At 68.6% G+C, this 26,444-nt stretch carries 28 protein-coding genes; 6 read left to right on the top strand and 22 right to left on the bottom strand.

The window, feature by feature from the left end; all coding sequences use genetic code 11:
* Positions 1-83: 83 nt before the first annotated feature.
* The 15 genes from gspN to G7B71_RS00235 all read right to left on the bottom strand — a co-directional run bounded on the left by gspN (position 84) and on the right by G7B71_RS00235 (position 15,381).
* A complete protein-coding gene (gene gspN, locus G7B71_RS00305; protein ID WP_166036672.1) occupies positions 84-806 on the bottom strand; it encodes a type II secretion system protein N in 723 nt (240 codons plus the stop codon).
* Positions 807-1,304: a type II secretion system protein GspM gene (gspM, locus tag G7B71_RS00300; protein ID WP_166036670.1), complete on the bottom strand. Its 498-nt coding sequence runs from the start codon at positions 1,302-1,304 to the stop codon at positions 807-809.
* A complete protein-coding gene (gene gspL, locus G7B71_RS00295) occupies positions 1,305-2,348 on the bottom strand; it encodes a type II secretion system protein GspL (protein WP_166036668.1) in 1,044 nt (347 codons plus the stop codon).
* A 30-nt stretch (positions 2,349-2,378) separates the two neighbouring features.
* Positions 2,379-2,798, bottom strand: a complete 420-nt coding sequence (gene gspG, locus G7B71_RS00290) for a type II secretion system major pseudopilin GspG (RefSeq protein ID WP_207774676.1) — start codon at positions 2,796-2,798, stop codon at positions 2,379-2,381.
* Positions 2,795-4,030: a type II secretion system inner membrane protein GspF gene (gene gspF, locus G7B71_RS00285; protein ID WP_166036666.1), complete on the bottom strand. Its 1,236-nt coding sequence runs from the start codon at positions 4,028-4,030 to the stop codon at positions 2,795-2,797. Before gspF ends, gspG begins: the two co-directional genes overlap by 4 nt.
* Positions 4,023-5,525 carry an ATPase, T2SS/T4P/T4SS family gene (locus G7B71_RS00280; protein ID WP_166036664.1) on the bottom strand — a complete coding sequence of 501 codons (1,503 nt, stop codon included), beginning with the start codon at positions 5,523-5,525 and terminating at the stop codon, positions 4,023-4,025. The genes gspF and G7B71_RS00280 overlap by 8 nt, the downstream gene beginning before the upstream one ends.
* On the bottom strand, positions 5,522-7,777 hold the full coding sequence (gene gspD, locus G7B71_RS00275) for a type II secretion system secretin GspD (protein WP_347708433.1): 2,256 nt from the start codon (positions 7,775-7,777) through the stop codon (positions 5,522-5,524). Before gspD ends, G7B71_RS00280 begins: the two co-directional genes overlap by 4 nt.
* Positions 7,774-8,412: a type II secretion system protein N gene (locus G7B71_RS00270; RefSeq protein ID WP_166036663.1), complete on the bottom strand. Its 639-nt coding sequence runs from the start codon at positions 8,410-8,412 to the stop codon at positions 7,774-7,776. The genes gspD and G7B71_RS00270 overlap by 4 nt, the downstream gene beginning before the upstream one ends.
* A 256-nt stretch (positions 8,413-8,668) precedes the next feature.
* A complete protein-coding gene (locus tag G7B71_RS00265) occupies positions 8,669-9,466 on the bottom strand; it encodes an A24 family peptidase (RefSeq protein WP_243406025.1) in 798 nt (265 codons plus the stop codon).
* Positions 9,467-9,470: 4 nt separating this feature from the next.
* Positions 9,471-10,313, bottom strand: coding sequence for a CoA ester lyase (locus G7B71_RS00260; RefSeq protein WP_166036662.1), 843 nt, complete (start codon positions 10,311-10,313; stop codon positions 9,471-9,473).
* Positions 10,314-10,505: 192 nt separating this feature from the next.
* Entirely contained in the window at positions 10,506-10,955 is a 450-nt protein-coding gene (locus G7B71_RS00255; RefSeq protein WP_166036661.1) for a MaoC family dehydratase, read from the bottom strand.
* Positions 10,956-11,065: 110 nt separating this feature from the next.
* Positions 11,066-13,006, bottom strand: coding sequence for an acetyl/propionyl/methylcrotonyl-CoA carboxylase subunit alpha (locus G7B71_RS00250; RefSeq protein WP_166036660.1), 1,941 nt, complete (start codon positions 13,004-13,006; stop codon positions 11,066-11,068).
* Positions 13,003-13,365 carry an endonuclease domain-containing protein gene (locus tag G7B71_RS00245; RefSeq protein WP_243406024.1) on the bottom strand — a complete coding sequence of 121 codons (363 nt, stop codon included), beginning with the start codon at positions 13,363-13,365 and terminating at the stop codon, positions 13,003-13,005. The genes G7B71_RS00250 and G7B71_RS00245 overlap by 4 nt, the downstream gene beginning before the upstream one ends.
* 137 nt (positions 13,366-13,502) lie before the next feature.
* Positions 13,503-15,098 carry a carboxyl transferase domain-containing protein gene (locus G7B71_RS00240; RefSeq protein ID WP_166036658.1) on the bottom strand — a complete coding sequence of 532 codons (1,596 nt, stop codon included), beginning with the start codon at positions 15,096-15,098 and terminating at the stop codon, positions 13,503-13,505.
* Between the two features lie 19 nt (positions 15,099-15,117).
* Positions 15,118-15,381: a hypothetical protein gene (locus G7B71_RS00235; RefSeq protein WP_166036657.1), complete on the bottom strand. Its 264-nt coding sequence runs from the start codon at positions 15,379-15,381 to the stop codon at positions 15,118-15,120.
* A 243-nt stretch (positions 15,382-15,624) separates the two neighbouring features.
* On the opposite strand from G7B71_RS00235, the gene G7B71_RS00230 reads away from it, so the two are divergent.
* Positions 15,625-17,697, top strand: a complete 2,073-nt coding sequence (locus tag G7B71_RS00230; protein ID WP_166036656.1) for a M13 family metallopeptidase — start codon at positions 15,625-15,627, stop codon at positions 17,695-17,697.
* A gap of 12 nt (positions 17,698-17,709) precedes the next feature.
* Here G7B71_RS00230 and G7B71_RS00225 read toward each other — a convergent pair whose 3' ends face one another.
* The 3 genes from G7B71_RS00225 to G7B71_RS00215 are packed head-to-tail and all read right to left on the bottom strand — an operon-like array spanning position 17,710 to position 19,594.
* Entirely contained in the window at positions 17,710-17,964 is a 255-nt protein-coding gene (locus G7B71_RS00225) for a YdeI/OmpD-associated family protein (protein ID WP_166036655.1), read from the bottom strand.
* A 1-nt stretch (position 17,965) separates the two neighbouring features.
* Positions 17,966-19,120 carry an isovaleryl-CoA dehydrogenase gene (locus G7B71_RS00220; protein WP_166036654.1) on the bottom strand — a complete coding sequence of 385 codons (1,155 nt, stop codon included), beginning with the start codon at positions 19,118-19,120 and terminating at the stop codon, positions 17,966-17,968.
* Positions 19,121-19,177: 57 nt separating this feature from the next.
* Complete coding sequence (locus G7B71_RS00215) at positions 19,178-19,594, bottom strand: c-type cytochrome (protein ID WP_166036653.1); 417 nt, start codon at positions 19,592-19,594, stop codon at positions 19,178-19,180.
* Between the two features lie 200 nt (positions 19,595-19,794).
* On the opposite strand from G7B71_RS00215, the gene G7B71_RS00210 reads away from it, so the two are divergent.
* The gene (locus G7B71_RS00210) at positions 19,795-20,991 is read left to right on the top strand and encodes an acetyl-CoA C-acyltransferase (RefSeq protein WP_166036652.1); all 1,197 of its coding nucleotides are present in this window, start codon (positions 19,795-19,797) and stop codon (positions 20,989-20,991) included.
* A 4-nt stretch (positions 20,992-20,995) separates the two neighbouring features.
* On the opposite strand, the gene crcB is transcribed toward G7B71_RS00210, so the two are convergent.
* Both crcB and G7B71_RS00200 read right to left on the bottom strand, forming a co-directional pair.
* The gene (gene crcB, locus G7B71_RS00205; RefSeq protein ID WP_243406023.1) at positions 20,996-21,364 is read right to left on the bottom strand and encodes a fluoride efflux transporter CrcB; all 369 of its coding nucleotides are present in this window, start codon (positions 21,362-21,364) and stop codon (positions 20,996-20,998) included.
* Between the two features lie 208 nt (positions 21,365-21,572).
* The gene (locus G7B71_RS00200; protein WP_166036650.1) at positions 21,573-22,187 is read right to left on the bottom strand and encodes a hypothetical protein; all 615 of its coding nucleotides are present in this window, start codon (positions 22,185-22,187) and stop codon (positions 21,573-21,575) included.
* Between the two features lie 323 nt (positions 22,188-22,510).
* Here G7B71_RS00200 and G7B71_RS00195 point away from each other — a divergent pair, with 323 nt between their 5' ends.
* Both G7B71_RS00195 and G7B71_RS00190 read left to right on the top strand, forming a co-directional pair.
* Positions 22,511-23,011, top strand: coding sequence for a glycine zipper 2TM domain-containing protein (locus G7B71_RS00195; RefSeq protein WP_243406022.1), 501 nt, complete (start codon positions 22,511-22,513; stop codon positions 23,009-23,011).
* 261 nt (positions 23,012-23,272) lie between these two features.
* Entirely contained in the window at positions 23,273-23,452 is a 180-nt protein-coding gene (locus tag G7B71_RS00190; protein ID WP_166036649.1) for a hypothetical protein, read from the top strand.
* A gap of 33 nt (positions 23,453-23,485) precedes the next feature.
* On the opposite strand, the gene G7B71_RS00185 is transcribed toward G7B71_RS00190, so the two are convergent.
* Positions 23,486-23,653 (bottom strand): LPXTG cell wall anchor domain-containing protein, encoded by a 168-nt coding sequence (locus tag G7B71_RS00185; protein ID WP_166036648.1) that lies wholly within the window; start codon positions 23,651-23,653, stop codon positions 23,486-23,488.
* Between the two features lie 70 nt (positions 23,654-23,723).
* Here G7B71_RS00185 and G7B71_RS00180 point away from each other — a divergent pair, with 70 nt between their 5' ends.
* Positions 23,724-23,966, top strand: coding sequence for a hypothetical protein (locus G7B71_RS00180; protein WP_166036647.1), 243 nt, complete (start codon positions 23,724-23,726; stop codon positions 23,964-23,966).
* Here G7B71_RS00180 and G7B71_RS00175 read toward each other — a convergent pair.
* Entirely contained in the window at positions 23,933-24,898 is a 966-nt protein-coding gene (locus tag G7B71_RS00175) for a threonine/serine dehydratase (protein WP_166036645.1), read from the bottom strand. The genes G7B71_RS00180 and G7B71_RS00175 overlap by 34 nt on opposite strands.
* A gap of 282 nt (positions 24,899-25,180) precedes the next feature.
* Between G7B71_RS00175 and G7B71_RS00170 the strand changes: the two genes are divergently transcribed.
* On the top strand, positions 25,181-26,368 hold the full coding sequence (locus G7B71_RS00170; protein WP_166036643.1) for a type III PLP-dependent enzyme: 1,188 nt from the start codon (positions 25,181-25,183) through the stop codon (positions 26,366-26,368).
* Positions 26,369-26,444 lie beyond the last annotated feature (76 nt).

Genomic DNA, 26,444 nt, shown 5'->3' with positions numbered 1-26,444 from the left:
GGAATGCCGGCGAAAGCCCGCCCGCTCGCACAGCAGTGTATATGTGGGCCGGTTAACGCAGATCAGCCGCTAATGATCCTTCGTCAGAGCTCGCCGCCGACGGTCAGCGCATATCCGGCAGGAGTCACCGCAAATCCGGCGGCGGCGAAGCGCGGCGCGAGCGTCGGATCGGCCCCGCGCATGACTATCTGCGCCTCGTAGCGGCCGTCGCCGAACAGCCTGAGGTTGAGCGTCTCGCTCCCCGCCTGGCTGACCAGGGGCAGCAGCAGCGCGCCGGCGTCGCAGCGCGCAATACCGGTGAGCCCTCCTGGCAGCGAGATCCCGGCGATGTCGCCGGCGACCGCGGCGCGCACGGTTCCCGACGCGCGCTGGCACTGGCCGTCGGCGAAATGCACGCTGACGTCGCCGAGATCGACCTGGGTCAGCGGCAACGGCCCGAGCGCGCCGGCGAGCTGGAGGCGGCCGTCGACATCGTCGAAGCCGAAGCCGCGCCGGGTCACGGTCGCCGCCCCGTCGAAGGCGTCGGCGGGCGTGCCGGAGTCGCGCTCCATCGCCACCCGTGCGCGGCCGAGCAGCAGGGGCAGGCCACGCAGCCCGGCATGGACGTCGCCTATGCCGACGCTGCCATATTGCGCCTCCTTCAGCGACCCGAACCAGATACTCCCGGCGACCTCGCGCGCCGCGAGGCCGCGGGTTGAGAGCCCGAGCCAGTCGATTCCGAGGCGCATCGGCAGCAGCGCGAGCAAGGCCACCAGGAAGGCGGCGAGGAAGAACAGGGTGCGCCCAATGGGAAGTCGAAAGCGCATTCAGCTGTCCCCCGCGCGAAGCACCGCCTCGACGGCGATGGTCTGGTCGGCATTCACCCGCGCGCTCATGCTCTCGACAACCACTCCGCGCCGCTCGAGCTGCGAAAGCCAGCCGAAGAACGCCTGGGGCCGAGCGCTCGCCACGCTAATCGTCGCCCGCGCGGCGCCGTCGGCGATGACGTTCAAGTTGCCGAACCCCGCCTCGCCGCCCGCCTGCATGAGGAAGCCGTCGAGCGGCCTCGGCACCGGCTGGGCGCCGGCCGGTCGTGCGCCGAGCTGACGCAGCGCCGCCGCGTCCGCGCGCGCCTTGCCGAGCTCCGCCACCGCCGCGTCGAGCCTTTGCTCTGCATTGGCGCGGGCGTCGTTCAATGGCCTGATGATGAGCAGCCAGACCAGCAGCAATGCGAGCAGCGCCGCCATGACCAACAGCAGCCTTTTCTCGCGGGCGCTTCGCGCCTCCCACCAGGCCGGCCGCGTCGGGATCGCCACTTTCGCCATTCAGGGCCGCCTTATCGTCAGCTGGAGCGCGGCTCGCCCGCCGAGATCGGTCGGCAGCGCTCCGACCGCGGAAAGGCCGCGTGCCTCGACCCGCCCGCGCACCAGATCGATCGTGGCGGGCGTGTCGGCGAGCAGGCTCGCGCGCAACGACCCATCGGGCTGGTAGACGACTTGGGTCAGGGTCACGTTCGGCGTGTCGCGCACCGCCTCGAACAGCACGCCGGCGACCGGCGCATAGTCCAGCCGTGCCGTCCCCCGAGTCGCCCGGCGAAGCTCCGTCGCCTCGGCCTGGACCCGGTCGGCGGCGAAGGTCGTGCGCATGATCGTGACGAGCTGGATGGCGAGGCTGAGGAGCAGCAGCACCGCGGCGAGCGCCGCCATCCGGCGCACCCGCGGCCAGTCGATCGCCCAATCGCGGCGCCTGGCGAACACCCCCTGTCGAAGGTTGATCGGCGGCGAGGCGAGGGCCGGGCCGAATCCCGCCTCGCGCGCCGCATCGTCGATCTCGGCCACCGGGGTGTCGCCGACCAGCACCGACGCGAGCTCGTCCTCCAGGCTGAACGCGCGGGCGACGCCGCGATAGTCCGGAACCGGGCCGCCGGCATAGCGCACCAGCCCCTCGCCCGGCGCCATCAGCAGCAGCGGCGCGGGCAGGACGATGTCCGGCTCGACCCGGAGCGCCTTTGCCGCCGCGATCCACCCGCTCATCCGGTCGGCCGGCACGACCGCGACGCAGGTCAGGCCGCGCTCGGCCCGTCCCGCGGCGACATGGAGGTCGCCCACCGGCTCGGGCGCGTCCTCGGCGATGCGCAGCCGCGCCGCCGCCGCGGCCTGCACCGCCGTCAGATTCTCGGTCAGCTCCAGCCAGTGCAGCGTGACGTCGGTGCCCGGCACCGCGAGCACCACCCGCACCCACGGCCGCGCCTCGGGCAGCTCGGCGACCTCGTCGCCGCGCCCGACGACGGCGCCGCCGGACAGAAGCCGCCAGCGCCGCGGCACTCCGGCCGCATCGGCAAAGACCAGAAGGCTGTCCTCGACGCTCACGATTGCTTTGTCCGCCCCCTCACGCGCCGATCAGTTGGTGATGTCGGCATTCTCGCCGCTGCCGCCTTCGCGCTTGTCGGCGCCCAGTGAGGCGATCTGGAACGGCGCCCCGTTCGCCCCGGGCGCGACGTAGACGTAGGGCGAATTCCACGGATCGTTGGGCAGCCGCCTGATGTAGTTCGGCGTCAGCGCGGCCAGCCCCTCCTCGGTCGTCGGATAGCGCATGTTCTCCAGGCGATACATCTCGATCCCCTGCTCCAGCGTCGACAGGTCCGCCTGGACCCGGGTCCGCGCCGCCCGGTCGGTCGCCGGCATCACGTTGATGATCACCACCGTGGCGAGAAGCCCGATGATCACCAGCACCACCATCATCTCGACGAGGGTGAAACCCTCCTCGCGCTTCCTACGGTCGGAGTTCTTGCGGCGAAGCATCTTCAGGATCGCTTTCATACTTGGCCCATTCCGCTGGCGAGGGTGTCGAGCTGGAGGATCGGCAGCAGGATCGACAGGACGATCACAGCCACGACCACGCCCATGACGATGATGATGGCGGGTTCGAGCAGCGCCAGCGCGGTGGCGGTGAAGCTGTCGAACTCGCGTTCCAGATAGTCCGCGGCCCGCTCCAGCATTACGTCGAGCCGGCCCGACGCCTCGCCCGAGGCAGCGAGATAGACGAGCAACGGCGGAAACACCCCGGCGCGCTTCAAAGCGCCCGAAAGGCTGCCGCCGGTGCGCACCGCTTCGGCGATGTCGGCCGAGGCCTGGCGAAGCACGCGGTTGTGAACCGTCTGGGTGGTGAGCCTGAGGCCTTCGAGCAAAGGCAAGCGGCTCGCGATCATCGTCGACAGGGTCCGTGCGAGCCGAGCCGCGTGGAGGTCGCGCTGAAGCCGGCCGAGCAGCGGCAGGCGCAGCAGGAAACGGTCGAAGGTCAGCCGGATATTCTCTTCGCGAAGCGCCCGGCCCGACAGGAAGATGGAAAGCGCGAGGCCGATCAGCAGCAGCCACCAATAGCTCGCAAGGAAATTCGACACCCCGATCACCGCCCGGGTCAGCCAGGGCAGCTCCTGTCCCACGTCCTGGAACTGCTCGACCACCTTGGGGACGACATAGATCATCAGAGCGAACACGACGAAAACCGCGACGAAGCTCAGCACCACGGGATAGGCGAGCGCCGAGATGATCTTGCCGCGCACCTGCGCCTGCCGCTCGAGCAGGGACGCGAGCCGCTCGAGGATCGGCGGCAGCGTACCCGAGCTTTCGCCCGCGGCGACCATCGCCCGATAGAGCGGCGGGAAGCTCTTCGGCTCGCGCGCCATCGCGTGGGCGAGCCGCCGGCCCTCGAGCACGCCCGAATGGACGTTGCCGAGGATCGTGCGCACTTCCTCCCGCTCCGACTGGCGCGACACGGTGCGCAGCGCCTCCTCGAGCGGCGACACCTGGATGAGCGTCGCCAGTTGGCGGGTGAACAGGGTGAGCTGCTTGTTGGTCAGCTTCTTGCGCTGGATGAGCCCGCGCGACAGCAAGGGCGGCGCAGCGTCGCCGGTCGCCGCCGGCTCGACCTTGACCACATAGAGCCGGCGCGCGGCAAGCTGCGCCTTGGCGAGCTCCGGGCTGTCGGCATGGACCCGCCCGCGCCGCTCGCGCCCGGCCGGGTCCACCCCGAGATAGGCGTAATCAGGCATTGCCGCCCTCGTGACGCGACACGCGCACCGCTTCCTCAGCGGTGGTCGCACCGTCGAGCACCAGCCGTCGCGCCGCGGCGCTCAAATTCGGCGTGCTCCGGAAGGCATGCGCCGCGATCTCGGCCTCGTCGCCGCCCGCGTTGACCAGACGCCGGATCGTCTCGTCCACCTTCACCGCCTCGAACAGGCCGATCCGCCCCTTATAGCCGGTCTGGCCGCACTCCGCGCAGCCCTTCGCCTCATGGATCGGCGTGCCCGCCGGAATGCCGAGGGAATCCGCCAGCGATCCCGCCGCCTGCGCCGGCTGCCGGCACGCCGGGCACAGCCGCCGCACCAGCCGCTGGGCGATCACCATCCGCACCGTCGAGGCGATCAGGAACGGCTCGACCCGCATGTCGCGAAGCCGCGTGATCGCTCCGACCGCGTCATTGGTGTGGACGGTCGACAGCACCAGGTGGCCGGTCAGCGCCGCCTGCACCGCGATCTCCGCGGTTTCGCGGTCGCGGATCTCGCCGACCATCACCGTGTCCGGGTCCTGGCGAAGGATCGCTCGAAGCCCGGTCGCGAAGGACAGGCCGACCTGCGGGTTGATCTGGGTCTGCCCGACCCCGTCCATCGCATATTCAACCGGGTCCTCGACTGTGAGGATGTTGCGGCTTCCGTCGTTGAGCAGCTTCAACCCCGCATAGAGCGTCGTCGTCTTGCCCGAACCCGTCGGGCCGGTGACCAGGACGATTCCGTTCGGCTCGCCGAGCGCCTCGCGATAGGACGCCTCGATATTCGGGGTCATGCCGAGCATCTCGAGGTCGATCCCGGCATTGTCCTTGTCGAGAATGCGCAGGACCACCCGCTCGCCCGCCCGGCTCGGAAGCGTCGACACGCGGACGTCGATGAGCTTGCCGCCGAGCGTCAGCCCGATGCGCCCGTCCTGCGGAAGCCGCCGCTCGGCGATGTCGAGCCGCGCCATCACCTTGATGCGGCTCACCACCACCGGAGCCACGTGGGCCGGCATGCGCAGCACCTCGCGAAGCACGCCGTCCATGCGCATGCGCACGACCATGCCGGTCTCGTAGGGCTCGATATGGATGTCGCTCGCCCCCTGCCGAGCCGCGTCGGCGAGGAGGCCGTTGATCAGCCGGATGGCGGGCGCGTCGTCCGAGGTGTCGAGCAGATCCTCGGCGGAAATGTCGCTGGCGAGATGGCCGAGATCCTCGCCGATGCCGAGATCGCCGGCATTGGCCGCGGCCGCCTCGCCGCTCATCGCATAGTGGTCGGAAAGCAGCCGGTCGAAGGCGTCGGCCGCGACGAACTCCAGAGCGAACGGCCGCGCCAGCCAGCGGCGAAGCTCGACCAGCGCCTGCGGGTCGGCGCCCTCGCGCATCGCGACGGTCGGCTTGCTGTTATCGCCGCCGGCGAGGACGACGCCATGACGCCGCGCGAAGGCGTAGGGAATGCGCGCCGGCGCGAGGACGGCATCCTCTTCGGGCGCGGTCACCGCCGCGGCTCCCGCCTCCGCGGCGCGTCGGTCGGCATGGGGACTTCGGCCTGGACCGGCGTGGGCTGCGCTGCCGGCGCGGACTCCGGTCCGCCGACATTGGGCAGAAGCCGCGGATCGACGACGATGTCGGTCGGCGTCAGCTCGGGCGGAGCGGTCGGCGGGACGGTGCCGAGATAGTCGCGCACCAGCTCGTCGATGGTCGGCTCGCGGGTCGGGTTGATCGCGAGCTGCTGGTCGCGGACATAATCGTAGCGCCGCGCCGCGATCGCCCGAGCGTCCGCCGCCGAGCGAAGGATGGTCGGGCGGATGAAGATCATCAGGTTGGTCTTCTGCCGCGCCCGCCCGCGTGAGCGGAACAGCTCGCCGATGATCGGGATGTCGCCGAGCAGCGGAATGCGCTCGATCGTGCGCCGCTCATTGTCGTCGAGAAGGCCGCCGATGCCGACGATCTCGCCCTCGTCGACGGTGATCGTGTTCTCGATCTCGCGCTTGTTGAGGATGAGGTCCTGGAAGCTCGACGACACCGGCCCGGCGATCGAGCTCACCTCGACGCGCAGGTCCATCTTGATCGATCCGCCCGCATTGATCTGCGGCCGAACCTGGAGCGTGATTCCGACATTCTGGCGCTGCACGGTGCGGAAGGCGTTGTCGAAATTGGGGCTAAGCGCCTCGCCGGTGGTGATCGGGATTTCCTGGCCGACCAAGATTCGCGCTTCCTGGTTGTCCAAGGTCATGATCGACGGGGTCGACAGGATATTGGAGCGGTTGTCCGAGCGCACCGCGTTGAGGATGGAGCCGAACAGCACGTCGCCGGCGCGCAGCCCGATGCCGACGAGGCCGCCCTGGATCCCCGAGAGGGCGTTTGCAGCATCGCGGACAAGCTGATCGCTGACCGGCGGGGAATCGTCATTGTCGATGTCGCCGTCGCCGTCGGTGTCGGTGCGCTGGCCGAGCCCCAGTTCGATCGCCGCCGCGGTGCCGGCGAGGGTGCCGAGATTGGGTTGCAGGCTGGAATAATTGGTTATTCCGAACGGCACCGCGGAGCCGTTGAGGCCGGCGAGGAACAGGCGCACGCCGATCTGCTGCGCGGCCTGGTCGGAAATCTCGACGATGATCGCCTCGACCAGCACCTGCTCGCGGCGCACATCGAGCTGACGCACCACCTCGCTCAGCATGCGCTGGACGTCCTGCGTCGCCGAGATGACGATGGCGTTGGCGCCCTCGAAGCGGGTCACCACCGCGTTGCGATAGGCGGGCGGCAGATCGGCCTGCGACGCCGGCGCTCCCCCGGCCGCTGATTGCTGCTGAGGCGCGGTCTGGACCCGCGTATTGGCTTGCAGCGTGCCGCCGCCCATTCGGCCCGCGGCGTCGGCCCCGCCGGTGCCGCTGTTGGCGAACCGGCTGTTCTGGAGCGGCTGCGAATAGGTCGGAGTCTGGCCGAGCAGCGTCTGAAGCACCGGCAGCAGCTGAGCGGCGTCGGCATGTTCCAGGAACACCACCCGCACGTCGGTGCCGCGCGCCGCGCGCTGGTCGAGCTCGGCGGCGACGCCCGCCAGCCGCGCCAGGGTCTGAGCGTCGCCGCGCAGCGCGATCGAATTGGCACTGTCGATCGGCACCACCGACACGCCTTCGCCCGCCAGCGCGCTCAGCGCCGCTGCGAGCTCGCGCGGGCCGATATTCTCGACTCCGATCACTCGGGTCGAGCTTCGGTCGACTCCGACGTCGATCTGCGCCAGCACCTGGCGCACGCGCCGGACATTGTCGGCGAAGTCGGACACGACGATCGAGCTTCGGCTCGCGGTGATCGAGCCGTTGGCGCTGACCAGCGGCCGAAGAGTCTCCACCGCCGAGGACGGCTCGATGTTGCGCACCCGGAAGATCTCGGTGACGAAGCCGCTCGCCGAGCGCCGTGCCGAGCCGCCGACCGGGGCCGACGAGGCCGCGCCCGCCGCGGGCTGGATGCGCAGCGCCCCGCCCGCCGCCGGCACCGCGACGAAGCCGTTGGCGCGAAGGGTCGACAGGAACAGCTCGAAATATTCGGATCGCGACAGCGGCCGCTCGGTCACCACCGACACCCGGCCCTGCACCAGCGGGTCGATGATGAACGTCCGGCCCGTGACCCGCGCCGCGTCCTGGATGAAGGCACGGATGTCGGCGTCGCGCAGGTTGAGGACATATTGGGCATGGGCCGGAGCCGTAAAGGCGATCGGCGCGCCGGCCAGCATGAGGGCGATAAGGATACGCTTCACTGATTCACTCTCATCGGCTGCGTCGTGTTTGAAGGCTGCATGGGTTGCGGTGTCGCCTGCGGCGGCGGAGCGCGCACCACCGGGACCTGCTGCGGCGGAGTCATCATTGCCGGGTTCTGAGGGGCTGACGGAACACCAGGCCTGGCGGGGCCGGTCGGCGCCGGCGACTGGTCGAGGAACAATTGCTCGGCGACTCCGCCTCGAGTCACCGTGACATGGTCGAAGGCTACGGCTGTCAGAACCACGCCCGGCAGGATCTCCTCGCCGACCATGAAGCTGGTCTGACGGCCGTCCGGAGTGCCGATGATCGCGCTTCCGCGGCCCGTGGCGCGGTCCTCGCGGGTGCCATAGAGGCGGATGTCGAGCGCGGTCACCACTACCGGCGCGGCGCCGGCGACTTGGCGGAAGAAGGGATCGAAGCTGGCGAGCGTTCCGACGCTCTGCTGGAGCGGGATGGCGGTGTTGAGCGCGCGATACTCCCCGACCGGCCCCAGCGGTGTCAGCAACGCCCAGAACAAGCGCGCCGCCTGCACCGCGACGAGCACGAGCAGCAGCAGCTCGCCGGCCGAATAGACGGTCAGGCGCGGCAGGCGGGCGAGGAGTCGCTCCGCGCGCGGGTTCAGTGCCACCGCCATGGAACCTGCTTCGAATCCCCTCCCGGCCATCCCGTGCCAGCTATGCGCGGCATGTGACGCTATTGCGACAGAGAGTGGAGAGCTGAGTGACGACCGTCCCGGCACGGGGCGGCTGCAGCGCCCCCAAGCGCCCGCCTCCATCGCCTTGAGGTGTCACAGGTTATGCGCGGACTCGCAAGCCGGAAAGCGGCGGCCGGATCGCGATGTCGGGAAGGGTCGGGCGGCGCCTCTAGGGAAAACGCCGCCCTTGGAAATTCTATAACGGATAAAGATGGATGGCAGCTGAATTGTTCCCCGCCGACAGGATCCACAGCGGCCATGCGGCGACCGCCATCAGCGCCCCCAGCGGCAGCCGCGTGGTGGCGCTGACCTCCTTGCCTCGCGCCGCCAGTGCGAGCGCTGCGGCGAGCCCGACCAGTCCGGCACCAAGCAATACGAACGGCAATTGCAGCACGCCGAGCCAGGCGCCGATACCGGCAAGCAACTTGGGATCGCCTCCGCCCACCCCTTCCCGACCGCGAAGGACGCGGTAGAACCAGGCGAGCAGGGCCAGCCCAAGACCACCGACGACCGCGCCGATTGCCCGGTCGAGCAGAGGCGGCCCGAACCCGGCCCAGGCGGCGAGTAGTCCCAAAGGCACGAGCGGGAGAGTCAACGCATCAGGGAGCCAATGCTCCTCGGCATCGATCGTCGCCGTTGCCAGCAGCCACCAGCCCAGCGCCGCAGTGACCAGCGCCAGCGGCAGGGGATGCGCGAGGACGCCCACGACACCGATCAGCGCCCCCGCCAGCTCCACCGCGGGATGCCTCGGATCGATCCGAGCGCCGCACCGCCTGCATCGTCCGCGCTGGAGAAGGTACGACATCAGCGGCACCAGCTCCGAAGCCCGAAGCGTCTCACTGCAGGCGTCGCACCGCGACCGCCCACCGACGACGCTCTCCCCCCGCGGCCAGCGGATCACCAGCGCCGCGACGAAGCTCCCGACGATGGCACCGAGGACCGCTCCGGCGATGGCCACCAACGGGACGGGCATGGAAGCGAACAAGGGTGCCACGGGCTTATCGCCCGGCGGAGTCCAGGATTCGGCGGGCCTGCACGAGGTGGGGCCGGTCGATCATCTTGCCGTCGAGCGACAGCGCCCCCGCCCCCGGCTGCGCATCGAACGCGGCCACCACCGCCCGGGCGTGGGCGATCTCCGTCTCGCTCGGCGAGAAGGCTTCGTTGATCACCGCGACCTGCGCCGGATGGATGGCCATCATCCCGGTAAAACCGTCGCGCCGCGCCCGCGCCGCATAGGTCGCGAGTCCGTCCACGTCCTTGAAGTTCGGATAGACCGTTTCGATCGGCGCGACGCCGGCCGCTGCAGCGCCGAACAGGCACAGCGAGCGGGCGATCTCGTAGGGCGCGGTGAAGCTTCCGTCCTCCTCGCGGCTCGTCGCGGCGCCGATCGCCGCGGGCAGGTCCTCCGCGCCCCAGGTGAGGCCGGCGAGCCGCTTGGCGCCGCCATAGGAGCCGAGCCCGAAGATCGCCGCCGGGGTCTCGGTCGCGATGGCGAGGATCTGCGCGGTGGCGTTGCCGCGCTCGGTCAGCCGCCGCGCCAGCTCGTCGACGTCGCGGCCGCCTTCCGCCTTGGGCAGCACCAGCCCGTGCGGATGCGCGGCGAGCACGCCGTCGAGGTCGCGCTGATTCTCCCCGCTGTCGAGCGGGTTGACTCGCACCCAGATCTGGTTGCCGCCGACCGCGCGGAGGAAGTCCGCGACGTGCCGCCGCGCCTCGGCCTTGCGCTCGAGCGCAACCGCGTCCTCGAGGTCGAGGATCAGCGCATCCGCCCCCGCCGCGAACGCCTTCTGCATCCGGTCCGGCCGGTCCCCCGGCACGAACAGCAAGCTGCGCAGTTTCATGAAGCCCCCTCCCCGCCGCGAAGCGGCATTCCCCTTCTTCGCGCCTTCGCGCCTTCGCGTGAACAAGAAAATGATTTCACGCGGAGGCGCGGAGAAGAAGGAGAGGCGCGGAGAAGGAAACCGCAACGAGCCCTCCGCGTCTCCCTTTCTTCCTCCGCGCCTCCGCGTGAAAATATAGGTGGCGAAGCCGCCTTAGGGCCGGCGCCGCATCAGCGCGGTGCGCTCCATCTCGCAGACCAGTTCGCCGCGCTGGTTGTGCATCAGGTGCTTGAAGGTGACGATGCCCGCGTCGGGGCGCGACTTGCTGTCCTTCAACGCGATCACCTCGGTCGACGCGCGAAGCGTGTCGCCGACGAACACCGGCTTGGGCATCCGCACCTTGTCGTAGCCGAGGTTGGCGACCAGCGTTCCCAGGGTGGTGTCACCGACACTGAGCCCCACGAGCAGAGCGAACGTGAAAGTCCCGTTGACGACGATCCGCCCGAACTCGGTCGCGGCGGCATAGTCCGCGTCGAGGTGAAGCGGCTGCGGATTGTGGGTCAGTGTGGAGATGAGGAGATTGTCCGTCTCCGTCACCGTCCGGTGCGGCTGATGGTCGACCGTGTCGCCCACTGTCCATTCGTCGAAATATCTGCCTGGCATAACTGGCCCCGTTCCGGCTTGGCTGAGCTTGTCGAAGCCCTCTCCTTCACTTTGCCGAGCGCGAAGAAGAAGGAAAGGCCTTCGACAAGCTCAGGCAAGCCGCTTGCCGGCTATTCCCCCTTCTCGATCCGAGCCAGCAGGGTGCCTTCACTCACCTGCCCGCCCTCGGCCGCGTTCAGCTCCGCGACCACGCCATCGAACGGCGCGACGAGGCTGTGCTCCATCTTCATCGCCTCGAGAGTCACCAGCTTCTGCCCCTTGGCCACGCTGTCCCCTTGTCGCACTTCGACTGCGATGATCTTCCCCGGCATCGGCGAAATCAGCGCGCCGTCGGCTTCTGTTCCACCTGCAGCCCCGCCCGCTCGCGCTTCGGTCAGGATGAAGTTGCTGCCGTTGTCCTTGACCAGATATCCTTCGTCGACGCGCTCGACCCACCGCGACGAATTGATTTCTTGATGGTTGAATTCGAATTCGAAAACTGTGCGCCCATCCGTCAGACGTACCACCGCCGGAGCGGGATCGCGATTGAGTCGGGTGCCCCATTGCTGCGCCCAAGGGCCTGGTTCCTGGCTCAGGTAGGTGTCGCGAATGGTTTCGGATCGCCCGCCCTTCAAACGGTCGGTCACCATATGCGCGACGGACTGAAGTGCATTCTGTGTCGGTTCGTCGGGCTGAACCAGTTCATCGAGCTTGCGCGCGATCAGACCGGTATCGACATTGCCGGAAACGAAATCAGGATCTTCGAGCGCCGCGACTAGGAACCGCGCATTGGTCTTCACCGGCCAACTGTCGACGAAGCTACAATCAAGCGCGAGGCTGCGCGCAGCCTGTTCTCGGTCCTTCGCGAGCACGATGATCTTTGCGATCATAGGATCGTAGAAGCTCGAGATCTCGTCTCCTTCACAAACCCCGGTCTCGACGCGCAAGCTCCGCCCATCCCGGCTCTTGCGGGACGGCAATCCGAAATACTTCAGCGGCCCGGTGCTCGGCAGGAAGCCGGCAGCGGGATTCTCCGCATAAAGCCGGGCCTCCATCGCCCAGCCGTTGATGCTGAGCTCCTCTTGCCTCAACGGCAGAGGCTCGCCGCTCGCGACGCGCAACTGCCACTCGACCAAATCCTGGCCGGTAATCTCCTCGGTCACCGGATGCTCGACCTGGAGACGCGTGTTCATCTCCATGAACCAGATGCGGTCGGCGCGGAGGCCTTCGCTGGCGTCGGCGATGAACTCGATCGTCCCCGCGCCGACATAGTCGACCGCGCGCGCCGCCTTGACCGCCGCCTCGCACACCGCGGCGCGGGTCGCCTCGTCCATTCCCGGCGCCGGCGCTTCCTCGATCACCTTCTGGTGGCGGCGCTGGAGCGAGCAGTCGCGCTCGAACAGATGGACGACGTTGCCATGGGTGTCGCCGAACACCTGAACCTCGATGTGTCGCGGCCGCTCGACATATTTCTCGATGAGCACGCGGTCGTCGCCGAACGAGGACGCCGCCTCGCGCTTGCACGACAGCAGCATCTCCGCGAACTCGCCGGCCGCGTTGACCTTGCGCATGCCCTTGCCGCCGCCGCCCGCGACGGCCTTGATCAGCACCGGATAGCCGATCCCGTCCGCCTCGGCCTGGAGCCGCTCCGGCGCCTGGCCCTCGCCGAGATAGCCCGGCGTGGTCGGAACCCCCGCCTCCTGCATCAGCTTCTTGGCGGCGTCCTTGAGCCCCATCGCCCGGATCGACGCCGCCTTCGGCCCAACCCACACCAGCCCCGCCGCCTCGACCGCCTCGGCGAACTCGGCATTCTCGGACAGGAAGCCATAACCCGGATGGATCGCCTCCGCCCCGGTCGCCTTGGCCGCCGCGATGATCTTCTCGCCGACGAGATAGCTCTCCCGCGCCGGGCTCGGCCCGATATGCACCGCCTCGTCCGCCTCGCGCACATGCAGCGCCTTGGCGTCCGCGTCCGAATAGACGGCGACCGTCCTGATCCCGAGCCGACGCGCCGTCCGAATGATCCGGCACGCAATCTCGCCCCGGTTGGCAATGAGAAGGGAAGCAATCACCGCAAATCCTCCCCGGAACGGGGAGGGGGACCGCCGGCCGCAGGCCGGTGGTGGAGGGGGCCCAGCTCCGAGCAACGCGCGGCAATTCCCATGATCACACCGTCTAAATCAGAAAGCACTTCGCGAGCGGGAATGCGGAGCATCGCGAAGCCAGCCGAGGCAAGCCGCTCGTCCCTCACCGCATCTCGCAACGGATTGTCGCCGCAGTCGTGCGACGCGCCGTCCACTTCGATCCCGAGCCTCGCTTCGAGGCAGGCAAAGTCGAGGGAATAGCCCGCCTGCGGAAACTGTCGCCGGAATTTGTAGCCACCCGGCCGCTTGCGGAGCTCCCTCCACAGCAGAACCTCCGGCAGGCTCATTTCCTTGCGGAGCCTGCGGGCGCGCTTCACCACCTTGATCGGGGACGCGAGGACCTTGGGGCCCCCTCCACCGCTCGCCTGCGGCGAGCGGTCCCCCTCCCCGTTCCGGGGAGGATTTGAAGGCGCGATCCCCATCGTCACATCCTGAACACGCCGAACTGCGGCCGCTCGGGGATGGGCGCGTTCAGCGTGGCGGCAAAGGCGAGGCCGAGGACGTCGCGGGTCTGCGCGGGGTCGATGATCCCGTCGTCCCACAGCCGCGCGGTCGCGTGATAGGGATTGCCCTCGTCCTCATAGCGCTGGCGGACCGGCGCCTTGAACGCCTCGGCTTCCTCAGCTGTCCACTTGTCGGCGTCGCGGTGGACAGTGGCCAGCACCGACGCCGCCTGCTCGCCGCCCATCACGCTGATTCGGCTGTTGGGCCAGGTGAACAGGAAGCGCGGCGAATAGGCCCGCCCGCACATGCCGTAATTGCCCGCGCCGAAGCTTCCGCCGATCAGCACGGTGATCTTCGGAACGCTCGCAGTCGCCACTGCGGTGACGAGCTTGGCGCCGTTCTTGGCGATCCCCTCGGCCTCATATTTGCCGCCAACCATGAAGCCGGAGATGTTCTGGAGGAACAGCAGCGGCACGCGCCGCTGGCAGGCCAGCTCGATGAAATGCGCGCCTTTGAGGGCGCTCTCGCTGAACAGGATGCCGTTGTTCGCCAGGATCGCGACCGGGATGCCCCAGATGCGCGCGAAGCCGCACACCAGGGTCGAGCCGTAGAGCGGCTTGAACTCGTGAAGCTCCGACCCGTCGACGATGCGGGCGATCACCTCGTGAACGTCGTAGGGCGTGCGCACGTCGTCCGGGATGACTCCGTAAAGCTCCTCGGGATCGAACTTCGGCGGACGCGGCTCGGCGAGGTCGATGTCGACGTTCTTCACCGTGTTGAGCCGGTCGACGATGTCGCGGACGATGGTCAGCGCATGCTCGTCATTCTCGGCGAGATGGTCGACCACGCCGGACTTGCGCGCATGGAGATCGCCGCCGCCGAGATCCTCGGCCGAGATCACCTCGCCCGTCGCCGCTTTCACCAGCGGCGGGCCGCCAAGGAAGATCGTGCCCTGGTTCCTTACGATGACGCTTTCGTCCGACATCGCCGGGACGTAAGCGCCGCCCGCGGTGCAGCTTCCCATCACGCAGGCGATCTGCGCGATCCCTTCGGACGACATCTGCGCCTGGTTGTAGAAGATCCGCCCGAAATGCTCGCGATCGGGGAACACCTCCGCCTGATGCGGCAGGTTCGCGCCGCCGCTGTCGACCAGGTAGACGCAGGGAAGCCGGTTCTCACGCGCGATCTCCTGGGCGCGGAGATGCTTCTTCACCGTCATCGGATAGTAGGTGCCGCCTTTGACCGTGGCGTCGTTGCACAGGATCATCGCCTCTCGGCCCGACACCCGGCCGATGCCGGCGATCATGCCCGCGCCGGGCACCTCGCCATGATAGAGGTCGCAGGCGGCGAGCTGGCCGATCTCGAGGAAGGGCGAACCCGGATCGAGCAGCCGCTCGACGCGGTCGCGCGGAAGCAATTTGCCGCGCGCCGTGTGGCGTTCACGCGACTTCTCGTTGCCGCCGAGCGCCGCCTTGGCAACCCGCTCGCGAAGCTCCTCGGCGAGGCCTTTATTGTGCGCAGCATAAGCGCGGTAAGTATCTGAAGACGTGTCGATCTTGCTGGTGAGCTGAGTCACGCTGCAGCTCCCCTGAACGTCAGTCCGCCGCGAGCACCGGCTTCTTGCGGATCAGGTAGCGATAGACGCCGACGCAGTTGATCGCGAACAGAATCATGTTCTGGTAGCCGATCCCCTCGCTCTCCTGCCCGAGCAGGCCCCAGGCGATCAGAGCGATTGAGCTGGTCACGAAGATCACGAACGCGAATCCGGTCGCCCGCCGCCCGAGATCCAGCGAGACGATCAGGGCCGCCAGAGCGCCGGCCGCGGCGCCATACCATTCGAGCGCTTCGATCAAGGTCATCCGCCACCTTCGGGATCAGCCCGGCGGACGCCGGGCGCATTGAGGACCCGGCTTCAAACATGCAGGCGGACGCTTGTTCCATAGGCGAAATCGATCTCCCTCGAGCGCCCCCCGCCTAGCCATGTCGGGCGTTGATGAAAAGCATGGGGTCGTTCGCCGAAAGGTGCGCGCGGTTTGTCGAAAGCCGCCGCGCCGTGCTAGCGCGCCACCACACCAGACAGCTGAACCCACGGAGCTCCCCGCATGAAACTCCCCCGCTTGCTGTTCTTCGCGTCGGCGCTCGCCCTTTCCGCCTGCAACGCCGCGGTCGACAATCAGACGAATGAGCAGGCGCAGGGCACGCAGGCCGGAATCGTCGCGGCGTCGATGGACACCTCGGTGCGTCCGGGGGACGACTTCTTCCGCTACGCGAACGGCCGCTGGGTCGCGAACACCGAGATCCCGGCCGACCGCTCGTCGATCGGCGGCTTCTTCATCGCCGACCAGCAGCGCGAGCAGCAGACCCGCGAGCTTCTCAACGGGATCCTCGAGTCGAGCCCAGCGGAGGGCAGCAACGAGGCGAGGATCGCCAATTACTACCGCGCCTATCTCGACACCGCGGCGATCGACCGCGCCGGAATGGCACCCGCCCAGGGCGACATTCGCGCCATCGCCGGAATCGGCGACGTCCGCCAGCTGAGCGAGGCGATCGGCCGGACTCTGCGGGCCGACACCGACCCGCTCAACGCCACCAATTTCCAGACCGAGAATTTGTTCGGCATCTTCGTCACCCAGGGCCTCAACACGCCCGGCGAGACCCTGCCCTATCTGATGCAGGGCGGAATCGGCCTTCCGGAGCGCGAATATTACATCTCCGGCGACGCCCAAATGTCGGGCATCCGCGACCAGTATCGCGCCTACATCACCACGGTTCTCCAGAACGCGGGCATCTCCGACCCGCAGGGCGCGGCCGGCCGCATCATGGACCTCGAGACCAAGATCGCCCGCGCCCACGCCACCCGCGAGGAGAGCGAGGACTTCGCCCGCGGCGCAACGGTGTGGACCCGGGCCGAGCTCGAGCAGCGCGCTCCGGGCATCGACTGGGGCGCCCTGCTCGGCGCCGCCGGCCTCGCAAATGCGCCGCGCTTTCAAGCCTATCACGCCGGCGCCATCCCGCAGCTGTCGGCTCTGGTCGCCTCCGAGCCGCTGCAGGCGTGGAAGGAATGGCTCGTCTTCCACACCCTCAACCAGCAGGCCAACGTCCTGCCGGCGCCGATCCGCAACGCCAACTTCGCCTTCTACGGCACAGCGCTCAGCGGCACCCCGCAGCAGCGCCCGCGCGACCAGCTCGCCCTGAACGCGGTCAGCTCCGCGCTCCAGGACGCGGTCGGCCAGGCCTATGTGGAGCGCTACTTCCCGGCCTCGGCCCGCACCGAGGTCCAGGGGATGGTCGAGAACATCAAGGCCGCCTTCGCCCGCCGGGTCGAGGCGATCGACTGGATGGCGCCGTCGACCAAGGAAGAGGCGCTGCGCAAGGTCCGCTCGATCGTCGTCGGAGTCGGCTATCCCGACAGCTGGCGCGATTACTCGAACGTGCAGATCACCGCCGACAATCCCTACGCCAACCAGCGCAACGCCGGCCTCGCCGAATATCGCCACCAGATCGCCAAGATCGGCCGGCCGATGGACCGCAACGAATGGTGGATGCCGCCGCAACTGGTCAACGCGGTCAACCTGCCGGTGCAGAACGCCCTGAACTTCCCCGCGGCGATTCTGCAGCGGCCTTTCTTCGACCCCGCCGCCGACGCCGCCTTCAACTATGGCGCGATCGGCTCGGTGATCGGGCACGAGATCAGCCACAGCTTCGACAATAACGGGGCGCTGTTCGACTCCACCGGCCGCCTCAGAAACTGGTGGACGCCGCAGGATTTCGAGCGGTTCCAGCAGGCCGGCAACGCCCTCGCCGCCCAATATGACGCATACGAGGCGCTTCCCGGCCTCAACGTCAACGGCCGCCTGACTCTGGGCGAGAACATCGCCGACGTCGCCGGACTCGCCGCCGCCTATGACGCCTACCGAGCGTCGCTGAACGGCCGCGAGGCGCCGGTGATCGACGGCATGACCGGCGACCAGCGCTTCTTCATCGCCTTCGCCCAGGCCTGGGCGACCAAGATGCGCGACGAGGCGCTCCGCCAGCGCATCGCCACCGGAGTCCACGCCCCGGGCCAGTTCCGCGCCCTGACGGTGCGCAACCTCGACCCCTGGTACAGCGCGTTCAACGTCCAGCAGGGCCAGCGCCTGTTCCTGCCGCCGGAGCAGAGGGTTCGGATCTGGTAGCCGAGCCGCAGCTCAGCGGTGGGGACAGCCCGGCCAGCAACATGGCCGGCGCTTCCCCTCGCTGAGGCTCGATCGGCCCCAGTCGAGACGCTTGCGCCGTGTCTCTTCCTTCTTCGCGGACGTCATCCAGCAGATCCATTCGTTGCGGGCGATCGGGCTGATGTCCTGCCATGTCGCGAGCGCTTTCGGATCGCCGCGCAGGGCCGTTTCAAGTTCGTCCGGCAGATCGTGCACGATACCGCCGGGAATGGCCGATGCGCCGCTCATCCTAAGCCGCTCCGATCAGCTCCCGCCCGATCAGCATCCGGCGGATCTCGTTCGTGCCCGCGCCGATGTCGAGGAGCTTGGCGTCGCGCATGTAGCGCTCGACCGGCCAGTCCTTGGTGTAGCCGGCGCCGCCCAAGGCCTGGATCGCCTCGAGGCTGACTTTCACGGCGCTTTCGGACGCCAGCAAGATCGCCCCAGCGGCGTCGAAACGGGTGGTCTTGCCCGCATCGCAGTTCCTGGCGACGGTGTAGACGTAGGCCCGCGCCGAATTGAGCGCGACATACATGTCGGCGACCTTGGCCTGGATGAGCTGGAAGGCGCCGATCGGCTTGCCGAACTGCTTCCTCTCGCGGACGTAGGGCAGGACCACGTCGAGGCAGGCCTGCATGATTCCGAGCTGGATCCCGGCGAGCACGGTGCGCTCGTAATCGAGCCCGCTCATCAGCACGCCGACGCCGCCGTTGACCGGGCCCATCACGTTCTCGTCGGGAACGAAGCAGTCGTTGAACACCAGCTCCGCGGTCGGCGAGCCGCGCATGCCCATCTTGTCGAGCTTCTGGCCGATGGCGAAGCCCGGCATGTCCTTCTCGATGATGAAGGTGGTGATCCCGCGGCTGCCCTCGCCGGTCTTGGCGTAGACCACGAGCGTATCGGCATAGGCCGCGTTGGTGATCCAGAATTTGGTGCCGTTGAGGACGTAGCCGCCATCGGCCTTGTCGGCCTTCAATTTCATCGAGACGACGTCCGAGCCCGCCCCCGCCTCGGACATGGCGAGCGAGCCGACATGCTCGCCCGAAATCAGCTTGGGCAGATATTTCGCCTTCTGCTCCGGGTTCGCCCAGCGGCGGATCTGGTTGACGCAGAGGTTCGAGTGAGCGCCGTAGCTGAGGCCGATCGAGGCCGAAGCCCGAGCCACTTCCTCCTGCGCCACGACATGCTCGAGATAGCCGAGGCCGAGCCCGCCATCCTCCTCGGCGACGGTGATGCCATGGAGGCCGAGCACGCCCATCTCGGGCCACAGCTCGGTCGGGAACCAGTCCTCCTCGTCGATCTTCGCGGCGAGCGGCGCGATCCGCTCCTCGGCGAAGCGGCGGGTGGTGTCGCGGATCGTGTCGGCCATCTCGCCGAGCGCGAAGTCGAGCCCGTAGTCGGACATGTCTATCTCCCTTTGGCGCGCCCCTAGCAGAGCCGGAAACGCGCCGACAAGGAGAGCCTAGCCGCGCTCTCCGCTATGGGTATGGGGCGCCGCTGGCGGAGCGCCGGGCGCCGTCGCCGGCTGCGCCTCGCCGCGGTGGCAGGTGAAGCAGCTCACGCGCGGCTCGCCGAGCCCCTGGATCTCGGGCAAAAGCTCGCGGTTCAGCCGCTGGGTCAGGCGCAGCATCCCGCGCGCGATGTTCTTGTGGCCGTTGGCGTCCGACGCGAAATTGCCCGCGACGTGGCAATAGCTGCACTCCACGCCGAGCGCGCGGTTGAACGACTGCATGATGTTGATCAGGTCGCGCTGGGCGATGTCGCGCGGAAGCACTTGCAGGTTGCGCTCGGGCGGCGGCGGCGTGGCCGCGGGCTGGGCGAAAGCGACGGAACCGGCCAAAGCGATGGCCGCGGCGGAGAGAGCGAGACGGCTGATCATGCGGCCAGCGTAACAAGCCCGGATGCGTTTGAATACGCCCCCGGAAGGACTTATGTGCGCCCCAGAAAATCCTCCCCGGTACGGGGAGGGGGACCATGCGAAGCATGGTGGAGGGGCTGGCGCCGAGCGCGGAGCAGCCCCTCCGTCAGCGCTTCGCGCTGCCACCTCCCCGTGCCGGGGAGGACAAGAAGGATTTACCCATGGCCACCGCCCCCGCCGACCCGATCGTCATCCTCTCCTACGCCCGCACCCCGATGGGTTCGTTCCAGGGCAGCCTCGCCGGCCTCAGCGCCACCGAGCTCGGCGCCGCCGCGGTCAAGGGCGCCATCGACCGCGCCGGGATCGAGGGCGACCAGGTCGACAAGATCTTCATGGGCTGCGTCCTCCCCGCCGGCCTCGGCCAGGCCCCTGCACGCCAGGCGGCGCTCGGCGCCGGCCTGCCCAAGTCGGTCGAGGCGACGACGGTCAACAAGGTCTGCGGCTCTGGCATGCAGGCGGCGATGTTCGCCCACGACATGATCGCCGCGGGAAGCGCCGACCTGATCGTCGCCGGCGGCATGGAGTCGATGTCCAACGCCCCCTATCTCATGAAGAAGCACCGCTCCGGCGCCCGAATCGGCCACGACACGGTCTACGACCACATGATGCTCGACGGCCTCGAGGATGCCTATGACAGCGGCCGCGCGATGGGCACCTTCGCGGAGGACAGCGCCCGCGAATATCAGTTCACCCGCCCCGCCCAGGACGATTACGCGATCGAGTCCCTGCGCCGCGCCAACGCCGCCATCACCTCCGGCGCCTTCGACCGCGAGGTCGTCCCGGTCACCGTGACGAGCCGCAAGGGCGAGGTCACCGTCGCCGTCGACGAGCAGCCCGGCAAGGCCAATCCCGAGAAGATCCCGCAGCTGAAGCCCGCCTTCGCCAAGGACGGCACCATCACCGCCGCCAACGCGAGCAGCATCAGCGACGGCGCCGCGGCCCTGGTCATCACCCGCGCCAGCGTCGCCGAGCGCATGGGCGTGAAGCCGGTCGCCCGCATCGTCGCCCATGCCGCCCATGCCGCCGAGCCGAGCCAGTTCACCACCGCCCCCGTCCCCGCCGTCCGCAAGGCGCTCGACCGCGCCGGCTGGAGCGTCGACGATGTCGATCTCTACGAGGTCAACGAGGCGTTCGCCTGCGTCGCCATGATCGCCATGCGCGACCTCGGAATCCCCCACGACAAATTGAACATCCACGGCGGCGCCACCGCCCTCGGCCACCCGATCGGCGCCAGCGGCGCGCGAATCCTGTGCACCCTCCTCTCGGCTCTGGAGACCACCGGCGGCAAGCGCGGCCTTGCCACCCTGTGCATTGGCGGCGGCGAAGCGACCGCGATGGCGGTGGAGCTGCTCGACTGACGCCTCAGCGCGAGGCGATCGCCAGCCCGGCGAACACCGCGCCGACCGAGACGATGACCGACGCCAGGCTGTAGGCCAGCGCCGCGCCATATTCGCCGCGCTGCCACATCAGGGCGACTTCCAGGCTGAAGGCGGAGAAGGTGGTGAAGCCGCCGAGAATGCCGACGGTGAGGAACAGGCGCAGCTCATACGAGCCGGTGATCTTCTCCGCCAGCAGGCCGGCAACCGCGCCGATCAGCAGCCCGCCGGCGAGGTTCACGAACAGCGTCCCCCACGGAAATCCCGGCCCGAGCCAGGCCAACGACAGGTGGTTGACGCCATGGCGAAGCGCACCGCCGATGCCGGCGCCGATGAAAACCAGAAAATAGCTCAACGCAATCCGCTCACGCCCCGACATTGGCTCCGTAGCGCGCCGTCGGTCCGAATGTCGCCGCGCTCCTGAACCCCTGCCGCGGATCGCGGCTCATTGCCAGCGTCTGCGCGCGCCTGTTGTCGGCGAACACAGTGTCGCGGTCCAGGCTCACGCGCCCGCAAGGCTCGACAGCCGACGTTTGAACTCAGCGGCAACTCGGTAAGGCGCGTCACCAGTCGACGATCATCCGGTGCCAGCGTGCCGTATAGCCGAGCCGCTCCATCTCCGCGCGGCGCCGCGTCGACTCGAACGTGTCATATTCTGTGTGGCCGTCGGAGAAGGTGATCGCCCACTCCGTATAGGTCTGGATGTTGCACTCGTCGTCGGTTCGACTGGGATGGTCGACCCAGCACACCTCGTAGCGCCGCTCGCGCCGGCCGGTCTCGTAGACGTCGCCGCGCCCGCCGCAATTGCGGCCGCGCCCGCCGGGATCGGTGGGGTCGCGGTCGCTGCAGCCGGTCTGCGGCCGATCGGCGCAGGTGCGGCCGCGCCCGACCGGGTCGGTCGGGTCGGTGTCGCTGCACCCGGTCTGCGGACGGTTCTGGCAGTTGCGGCCGCGTCCGCCGGGATCGGTGGGATCGCTGTCGCTGCAGCCCGTCTGGGGCTGGTTCTGGCAGCGGACGCCGCGCCCGCCGGGGTCGCCGCCGCGCGACAGCGGGTCGGTGTCCGAGCAGCCCTGCGCGCCCGACGCGCTGCCGCTGACGAGGCCGAGCGACCCCGCCGCGGCGCCTCCGGCGACCAGAGAGAAGAAGGAACGGCGAGTGACGGGACGTTGTGGCTTCATTACCTGCTCCCCATCGCGGTCTTGACGACCTGCTCCGTATCGGGGCGTGCGGCGCGCACGCCTCCCGAGCCAGAAGTGAGGGGAAAGGTCGGGGGCCGGCGACCTGGATGCCCGGCACCCAACGCTGGCAGCCGATCCTTGGCCCCCGCGCCGTGGTCCGAAAAGGTTAACGCAAAACGGCGCGCGCGTCCATCGACCGCGACCGCTGCTCGCCCCGCTGCAACTCCGACGCGCAAAGGAGTCGTTTCGTCGCCGTTCCCTTCCCTGCGCTCGGCGCCCCGTGCCACGGCGTAACGACCCGTTTCTCACCGGGAGGGAAGCCATTGAGGACGCATCTGATCGCCCTGGCGCTCGCCGCCGCAACCACCGTTGTCGCCGTTCCGGCCGAGGCCCAGACCCGCGCCGACGAGCAGCGCTGGGAGGAGGCGCAGCGCCGCTTCGACCAGGAGCGCGCCATCTACGAGCGCGAGCGCGACCGCTATGAGGAAGCACGCCGCCGCTATCCGTCCAGCGGCCGGCGCTACGGCGACTATGACGACCGTTACGCCACCGACTATGACGCGGCCCGCTATTATCGCGACGACCCGCGCTACCGCGAGCGCGTGCTGGGGGCCAACGACCAGGTCTATCGCGGCTCCGACGGGCGCTATTATTGCCGGCGCAGCGACGGCACGACCGGCCTCATCATCGGCGGCGCCGCCGGCGGCCTGCTCGGCAACGTCATCGACGGCGGCCGCAACCGCACCGCGGGCACGCTGATCGGCGGAGCGCTCGGCGCCCTGCTCGGCCGCGAGGTCGAGCGCCAGGAGGTCAGGTGCCGGTAAAGCCGCAGCCTCGCGGAAACGAAGCCTGGCGGCGATACGCGACGCGCCGCCAGGCTTCCGCAGCCGCCTCGCCCGGTCCCTTCCCGACCGGGCATCGACTGAACCGGGCTCTCAACGCCTCGAAAACCGAGACTGTTCCGGAGCCGAAAAGATCTTTGGGGGCCAGACAACTCCTGTCTCGCTCCGAGGCGCCAAATGGAGTATATTTCCATTTGACGCTCAATGCCTTGGTGCCGCCCGGTCGCTCTGGGGAGGGGGACGATGGATATTTCCAGCGTACGCGTCGAAACGGGGATCGGCCTGATCGCCATCCTCGTCCTGGCCTTGTTGCTGCTTGCGGTACGCGCCTATCGCAGGCGCCGCGAGGAGACCCGCCCGATGCGCATGATCTTCCGGCCGCGCGACGGTATCCGCGACAGGAAAGACGCGGCGCCGCGATGATTCCGGCGCAATCCGCGCCAGTCTCACCGTTCTTCACAGCGACAGGATCGCGACATTGCCCCACATGACGAAGGCGGCGACCAGCATCAGCAGGCCACGGCGGCGATCCTTCCGCTTCGCGATCAGGTAAACGCCGCCGGCGGCGAGCGCGAAGCCCGCGAGCATCAGCAGCGACATGATCAGGGAGGACGGGCCGGTCATGCCGGCTCTTTACGGCCGCTTAACCCTCCAAGCCTAGCCTTTCCTTCCACCGCAACATGAGGGGGCGGGCATGATACATCAGGATTTCCGGCAGATCGCCGTCGACGCCGCGTTCGAGGCCATCGAAAGCACGGTGCTTCCCTCGCTCACCCGAATGATCGACACCGCGGCGTCGGCCAATCCCGGCGTCGATGCGGAGACGAAGGCGGCGGAGCTGCGCGAGCTGGCCCGCCAGCTGTCCAGCCTCACTGCGATGGTCGAGGCGACGATGCCCGTGAGCTACGCCGCCGAGCCGTTCAGAACCGAGGCGTAAAACCCCGGATCGACATTGCCTCCGGACAGCACGACGACGCTGCCCTCGGGCACGTCGGCGACCTTGTCCGCGAGCACCGCCGCCAGCGCCGCCGCGCCGCCCGGCTCAACCACCAGCCGCAAGCTGTCGAAAGCGAAGCGCATCGCCGCGAATGCTTCCACGTCGCTGACCGCGAGGCCGCGCACGCCGCGGGCGTGGAGCACGCCGAACGTATAAGGCGAGACGACCGGGGTCTGCAGCGCGTCCAGCCTGGTCGGCGGGGCGTCCGCGCCGACCGGGACGATCTCGCCGCGCTCCAGCGACCGGGCCATGTCGTCCCAGGCGGCCGGCTCCACCGGGACGACCCTCGATCCGGGCAGCGCCAGGGCGATGCCCGAGGACAGGCCGCCGCCGCCGCACGGCACGACCACCAACGGCGGCTCGCGACCGAGCTGCTCGCCGATCTCGATGCCGACCGTCCCCTGCCCTTCGACGATGTCGACGTCGTCGAACGACGGCACCACGATCGCGCCCGTTTCCTGCGAGATGCGCCCGGCGATGGCGATGCGGTCCTCATTCATCCGGTCGTACAGGACGATGGCCGCGCCCTCGGCCGCGGTCGCCTCGCGCTTCACCACAGGCGCGTCGGACGGCATGACGATGGTGGCAGCGATTCCGAGCCGGCGCGCGGCGATGGCGACGCCGCGGGCGTGATTGCCCGACGAGAAGGCGACGACCCCGTGCCTTTTCTCTGCGTCGGTAAGCTGGAGCAGACGGTTGGTCGCCCCGCGCAGCTTGAACGCGCCGCCTTGCTGCAGGCATTCCGCCTTCGCCCACAGCCGTCGCCCGCGCCATTCAAACGGCAGCAGCGGCGTTCTTGTAACCCATCCGGCGATGCGGCGCGCGGCGGCTTCGACTCCCTCGCGCGTGGGGGCTTCCCGATTCTCTGTCATTGGCCGTCATTGCGGGGAGCGGGGCGACGAAGCAATCCGCGACGCCACCTCGCTTCGCTTCGACGCATTTTCGATTGTATCGAGAGCCGCAATTCGTCCCATTGAACCAACACTTTAGCGGCGTTGCTTCGTTCGCCGCCGGATCGCTTCGGTTCACCGCGATTCCGGGACTTTACATGGGGGGACCCCCCTCATATATCGCGCCTCCGCAGCCCCAAGGGGACTTCCAATAACCGCAAGGCTGCACTTTCCGCCGAACTACCCACTTGGAGGTCCCTTGAATTGCACAAGCATCATAGCGCGCTGGGGCTAGCGACCGCCCTGCGACCGGACGCACCGGTCACGCTCATTCGTCCGCACGCCGCCGCTCGTGCCGCCCGCTTCTTTGCCGAGAAGTTTCCGGGCCGGTCGATGTATGCGGTCAAGGCGAATCCCGATCCGGCCCTGCTCCAGGTGCTGTGGGACAGCGGAATCACGCATTACGACGTCGCCTCGCTCGCCGAGGTGCGGCTGGTCGCGACCACGCTTCCGGAAGCGACCTTGTGCTTCATGCACCCGGTGAAGGCCGAGGAGGCCATCGCCGAGGCGTATTTCCAGCACAATGTCCGCACCTTCTCCCTCGACACGATGGAGGAGCTCGAGAAGATCGTCCGCGCCACCAAGGGCGCGACCGACCTCAACCTGTGCGTCCGCATCCGCGTCAGCTCCGACCATTCGAAGCTCAGCCTCGCCTCGAAGTTCGGCGCCGCGCCGGACGAGGTGAAGGAGCTTCTGATCGCCACCCGTCAGGCGTCCGACGCGCTCGGCATCTGCTTCCATGTCGGCAGCCAGGCGATGACCCCGGCCGCTTATGGCGAGGCGATGGAGCGGGTTCGCGCGGCGATCGTCAGCGCTGCGGTGACGGTCGACATCGTCGATGTCGGCGGCGGCTTCCCGTCCTGGTATCCGGGCATGGAGCCCCCGCCCCTCGAGACCTATTTCGAGGTGATCGTTCGCGCCTTCGAGGACCTGCCGGTGTCCTACTCGGCGGAGCTGTGGTGCGAGCCCGGCCGGGCGCTGTGCGCCGAATATGCCAGCGTCCTTGTGCGCGTCGAGAAGCGCCGCGGCGACCAACTCTACATCAATGAGGGCGCCTATGGCGCGCTGTTCGATGCGGCGCATGTCGGCTGGCGCTTCCCGGTCGAGCTGGTCCGCGACAAGGCGTCGAACGCCAGGGACATGGCGTTCAGCTTCTACGGTCCGACCTGCGACGACCTCGACCATATGGCGGGGCCGTTCATGCTCCCGGCCGACGTCGATGCCGGCGACTATATCGAGATCGGCATGCTCGGCGCCTACGGCACCGCGATGCGGACCCGCTTCAACGGGTTCGGCGCCGGCCTCACCGTCGAGGCGACCGACGAGCCGATGGCGACGCTCTACGGCGTGCCGGCGGAACGCGCCGTCCCGTCGAACGTCGTCACGCTGTAACGAGCGATTGTTATTCCTCCCCCGGCATGCTGGGGGAGGACCTCCTCACCAGGCCATGCCTGGCTCCCCGCTCCGG

It is taken from the genome of Sphingosinicella sp. YJ22 (assembly GCF_011320075.1).
Lineage (GTDB): Bacteria > Pseudomonadota > Alphaproteobacteria > Sphingomonadales > Sphingomonadaceae > Allosphingosinicella.
Note: the sequence above shows the minus strand (reverse complement) of the source record. Positions and strands in the feature narration are given on the sequence as shown.

Bases quoted from the DNA above. Each gene is read 5' to 3' on its own strand.
- gspN (WP_166036672.1), bottom strand. From the start codon at position 806: ATGCGCTTTCGACTTCCCATTGGGCGCACCCTGTTCTTCCTCGCCGCC.
- gspM (WP_166036670.1), bottom strand. From the start codon at position 1,304: ATGGCGAAAGTGGCGATCCCGACGCGGCCGGCCTGGTGGGAGGCGCGA.
- gspG (WP_207774676.1), bottom strand. From the start codon at position 2,798: ATGAAAGCGATCCTGAAGATGCTTCGCCGCAAGAACTCCGACCGTAGG.
- gspF (WP_166036666.1), bottom strand. From the start codon at position 4,030: ATGCCTGATTACGCCTATCTCGGGGTGGACCCGGCCGGGCGCGAGCGG.
- G7B71_RS00270 (WP_166036663.1), bottom strand. From the start codon at position 8,412: ATGGCGGTGGCACTGAACCCGCGCGCGGAGCGACTCCTCGCCCGCCTG.
- G7B71_RS00260 (WP_166036662.1), bottom strand. From the start codon at position 10,313: ATGAAACTGCGCAGCTTGCTGTTCGTGCCGGGGGACCGGCCGGACCGG.
- G7B71_RS00255 (WP_166036661.1), bottom strand. From the start codon at position 10,955: ATGCCAGGCAGATATTTCGACGAATGGACAGTGGGCGACACGGTCGAC.
- G7B71_RS00245 (WP_243406024.1), bottom strand. From the start codon at position 13,365: ATGAGCCTGCCGGAGGTTCTGCTGTGGAGGGAGCTCCGCAAGCGGCCG.
- G7B71_RS00235 (WP_166036657.1), bottom strand. From the start codon at position 15,381: ATGACCTTGATCGAAGCGCTCGAATGGTATGGCGCCGCGGCCGGCGCT.
- G7B71_RS00230 (WP_166036656.1), top strand. From the start codon at position 15,625: ATGAAACTCCCCCGCTTGCTGTTCTTCGCGTCGGCGCTCGCCCTTTCC.
- G7B71_RS00225 (WP_166036655.1), bottom strand. From the start codon at position 17,964: ATGAGCGGCGCATCGGCCATTCCCGGCGGTATCGTGCACGATCTGCCG.
- G7B71_RS00220 (WP_166036654.1), bottom strand. From the start codon at position 19,120: ATGTCCGACTACGGGCTCGACTTCGCGCTCGGCGAGATGGCCGACACG.
- G7B71_RS00215 (WP_166036653.1), bottom strand. From the start codon at position 19,594: ATGATCAGCCGTCTCGCTCTCTCCGCCGCGGCCATCGCTTTGGCCGGT.
- G7B71_RS00210 (WP_166036652.1), top strand. From the start codon at position 19,795: ATGGCCACCGCCCCCGCCGACCCGATCGTCATCCTCTCCTACGCCCGC.
- G7B71_RS00200 (WP_166036650.1), bottom strand. From the start codon at position 22,187: ATGAAGCCACAACGTCCCGTCACTCGCCGTTCCTTCTTCTCTCTGGTC.
- G7B71_RS00190 (WP_166036649.1), top strand. From the start codon at position 23,273: ATGGATATTTCCAGCGTACGCGTCGAAACGGGGATCGGCCTGATCGCC.
- G7B71_RS00185 (WP_166036648.1), bottom strand. From the start codon at position 23,653: ATGACCGGCCCGTCCTCCCTGATCATGTCGCTGCTGATGCTCGCGGGC.
- G7B71_RS00180 (WP_166036647.1), top strand. From the start codon at position 23,724: ATGATACATCAGGATTTCCGGCAGATCGCCGTCGACGCCGCGTTCGAG.
- G7B71_RS00175 (WP_166036645.1), bottom strand. From the start codon at position 24,898: ATGACAGAGAATCGGGAAGCCCCCACGCGCGAGGGAGTCGAAGCCGCC.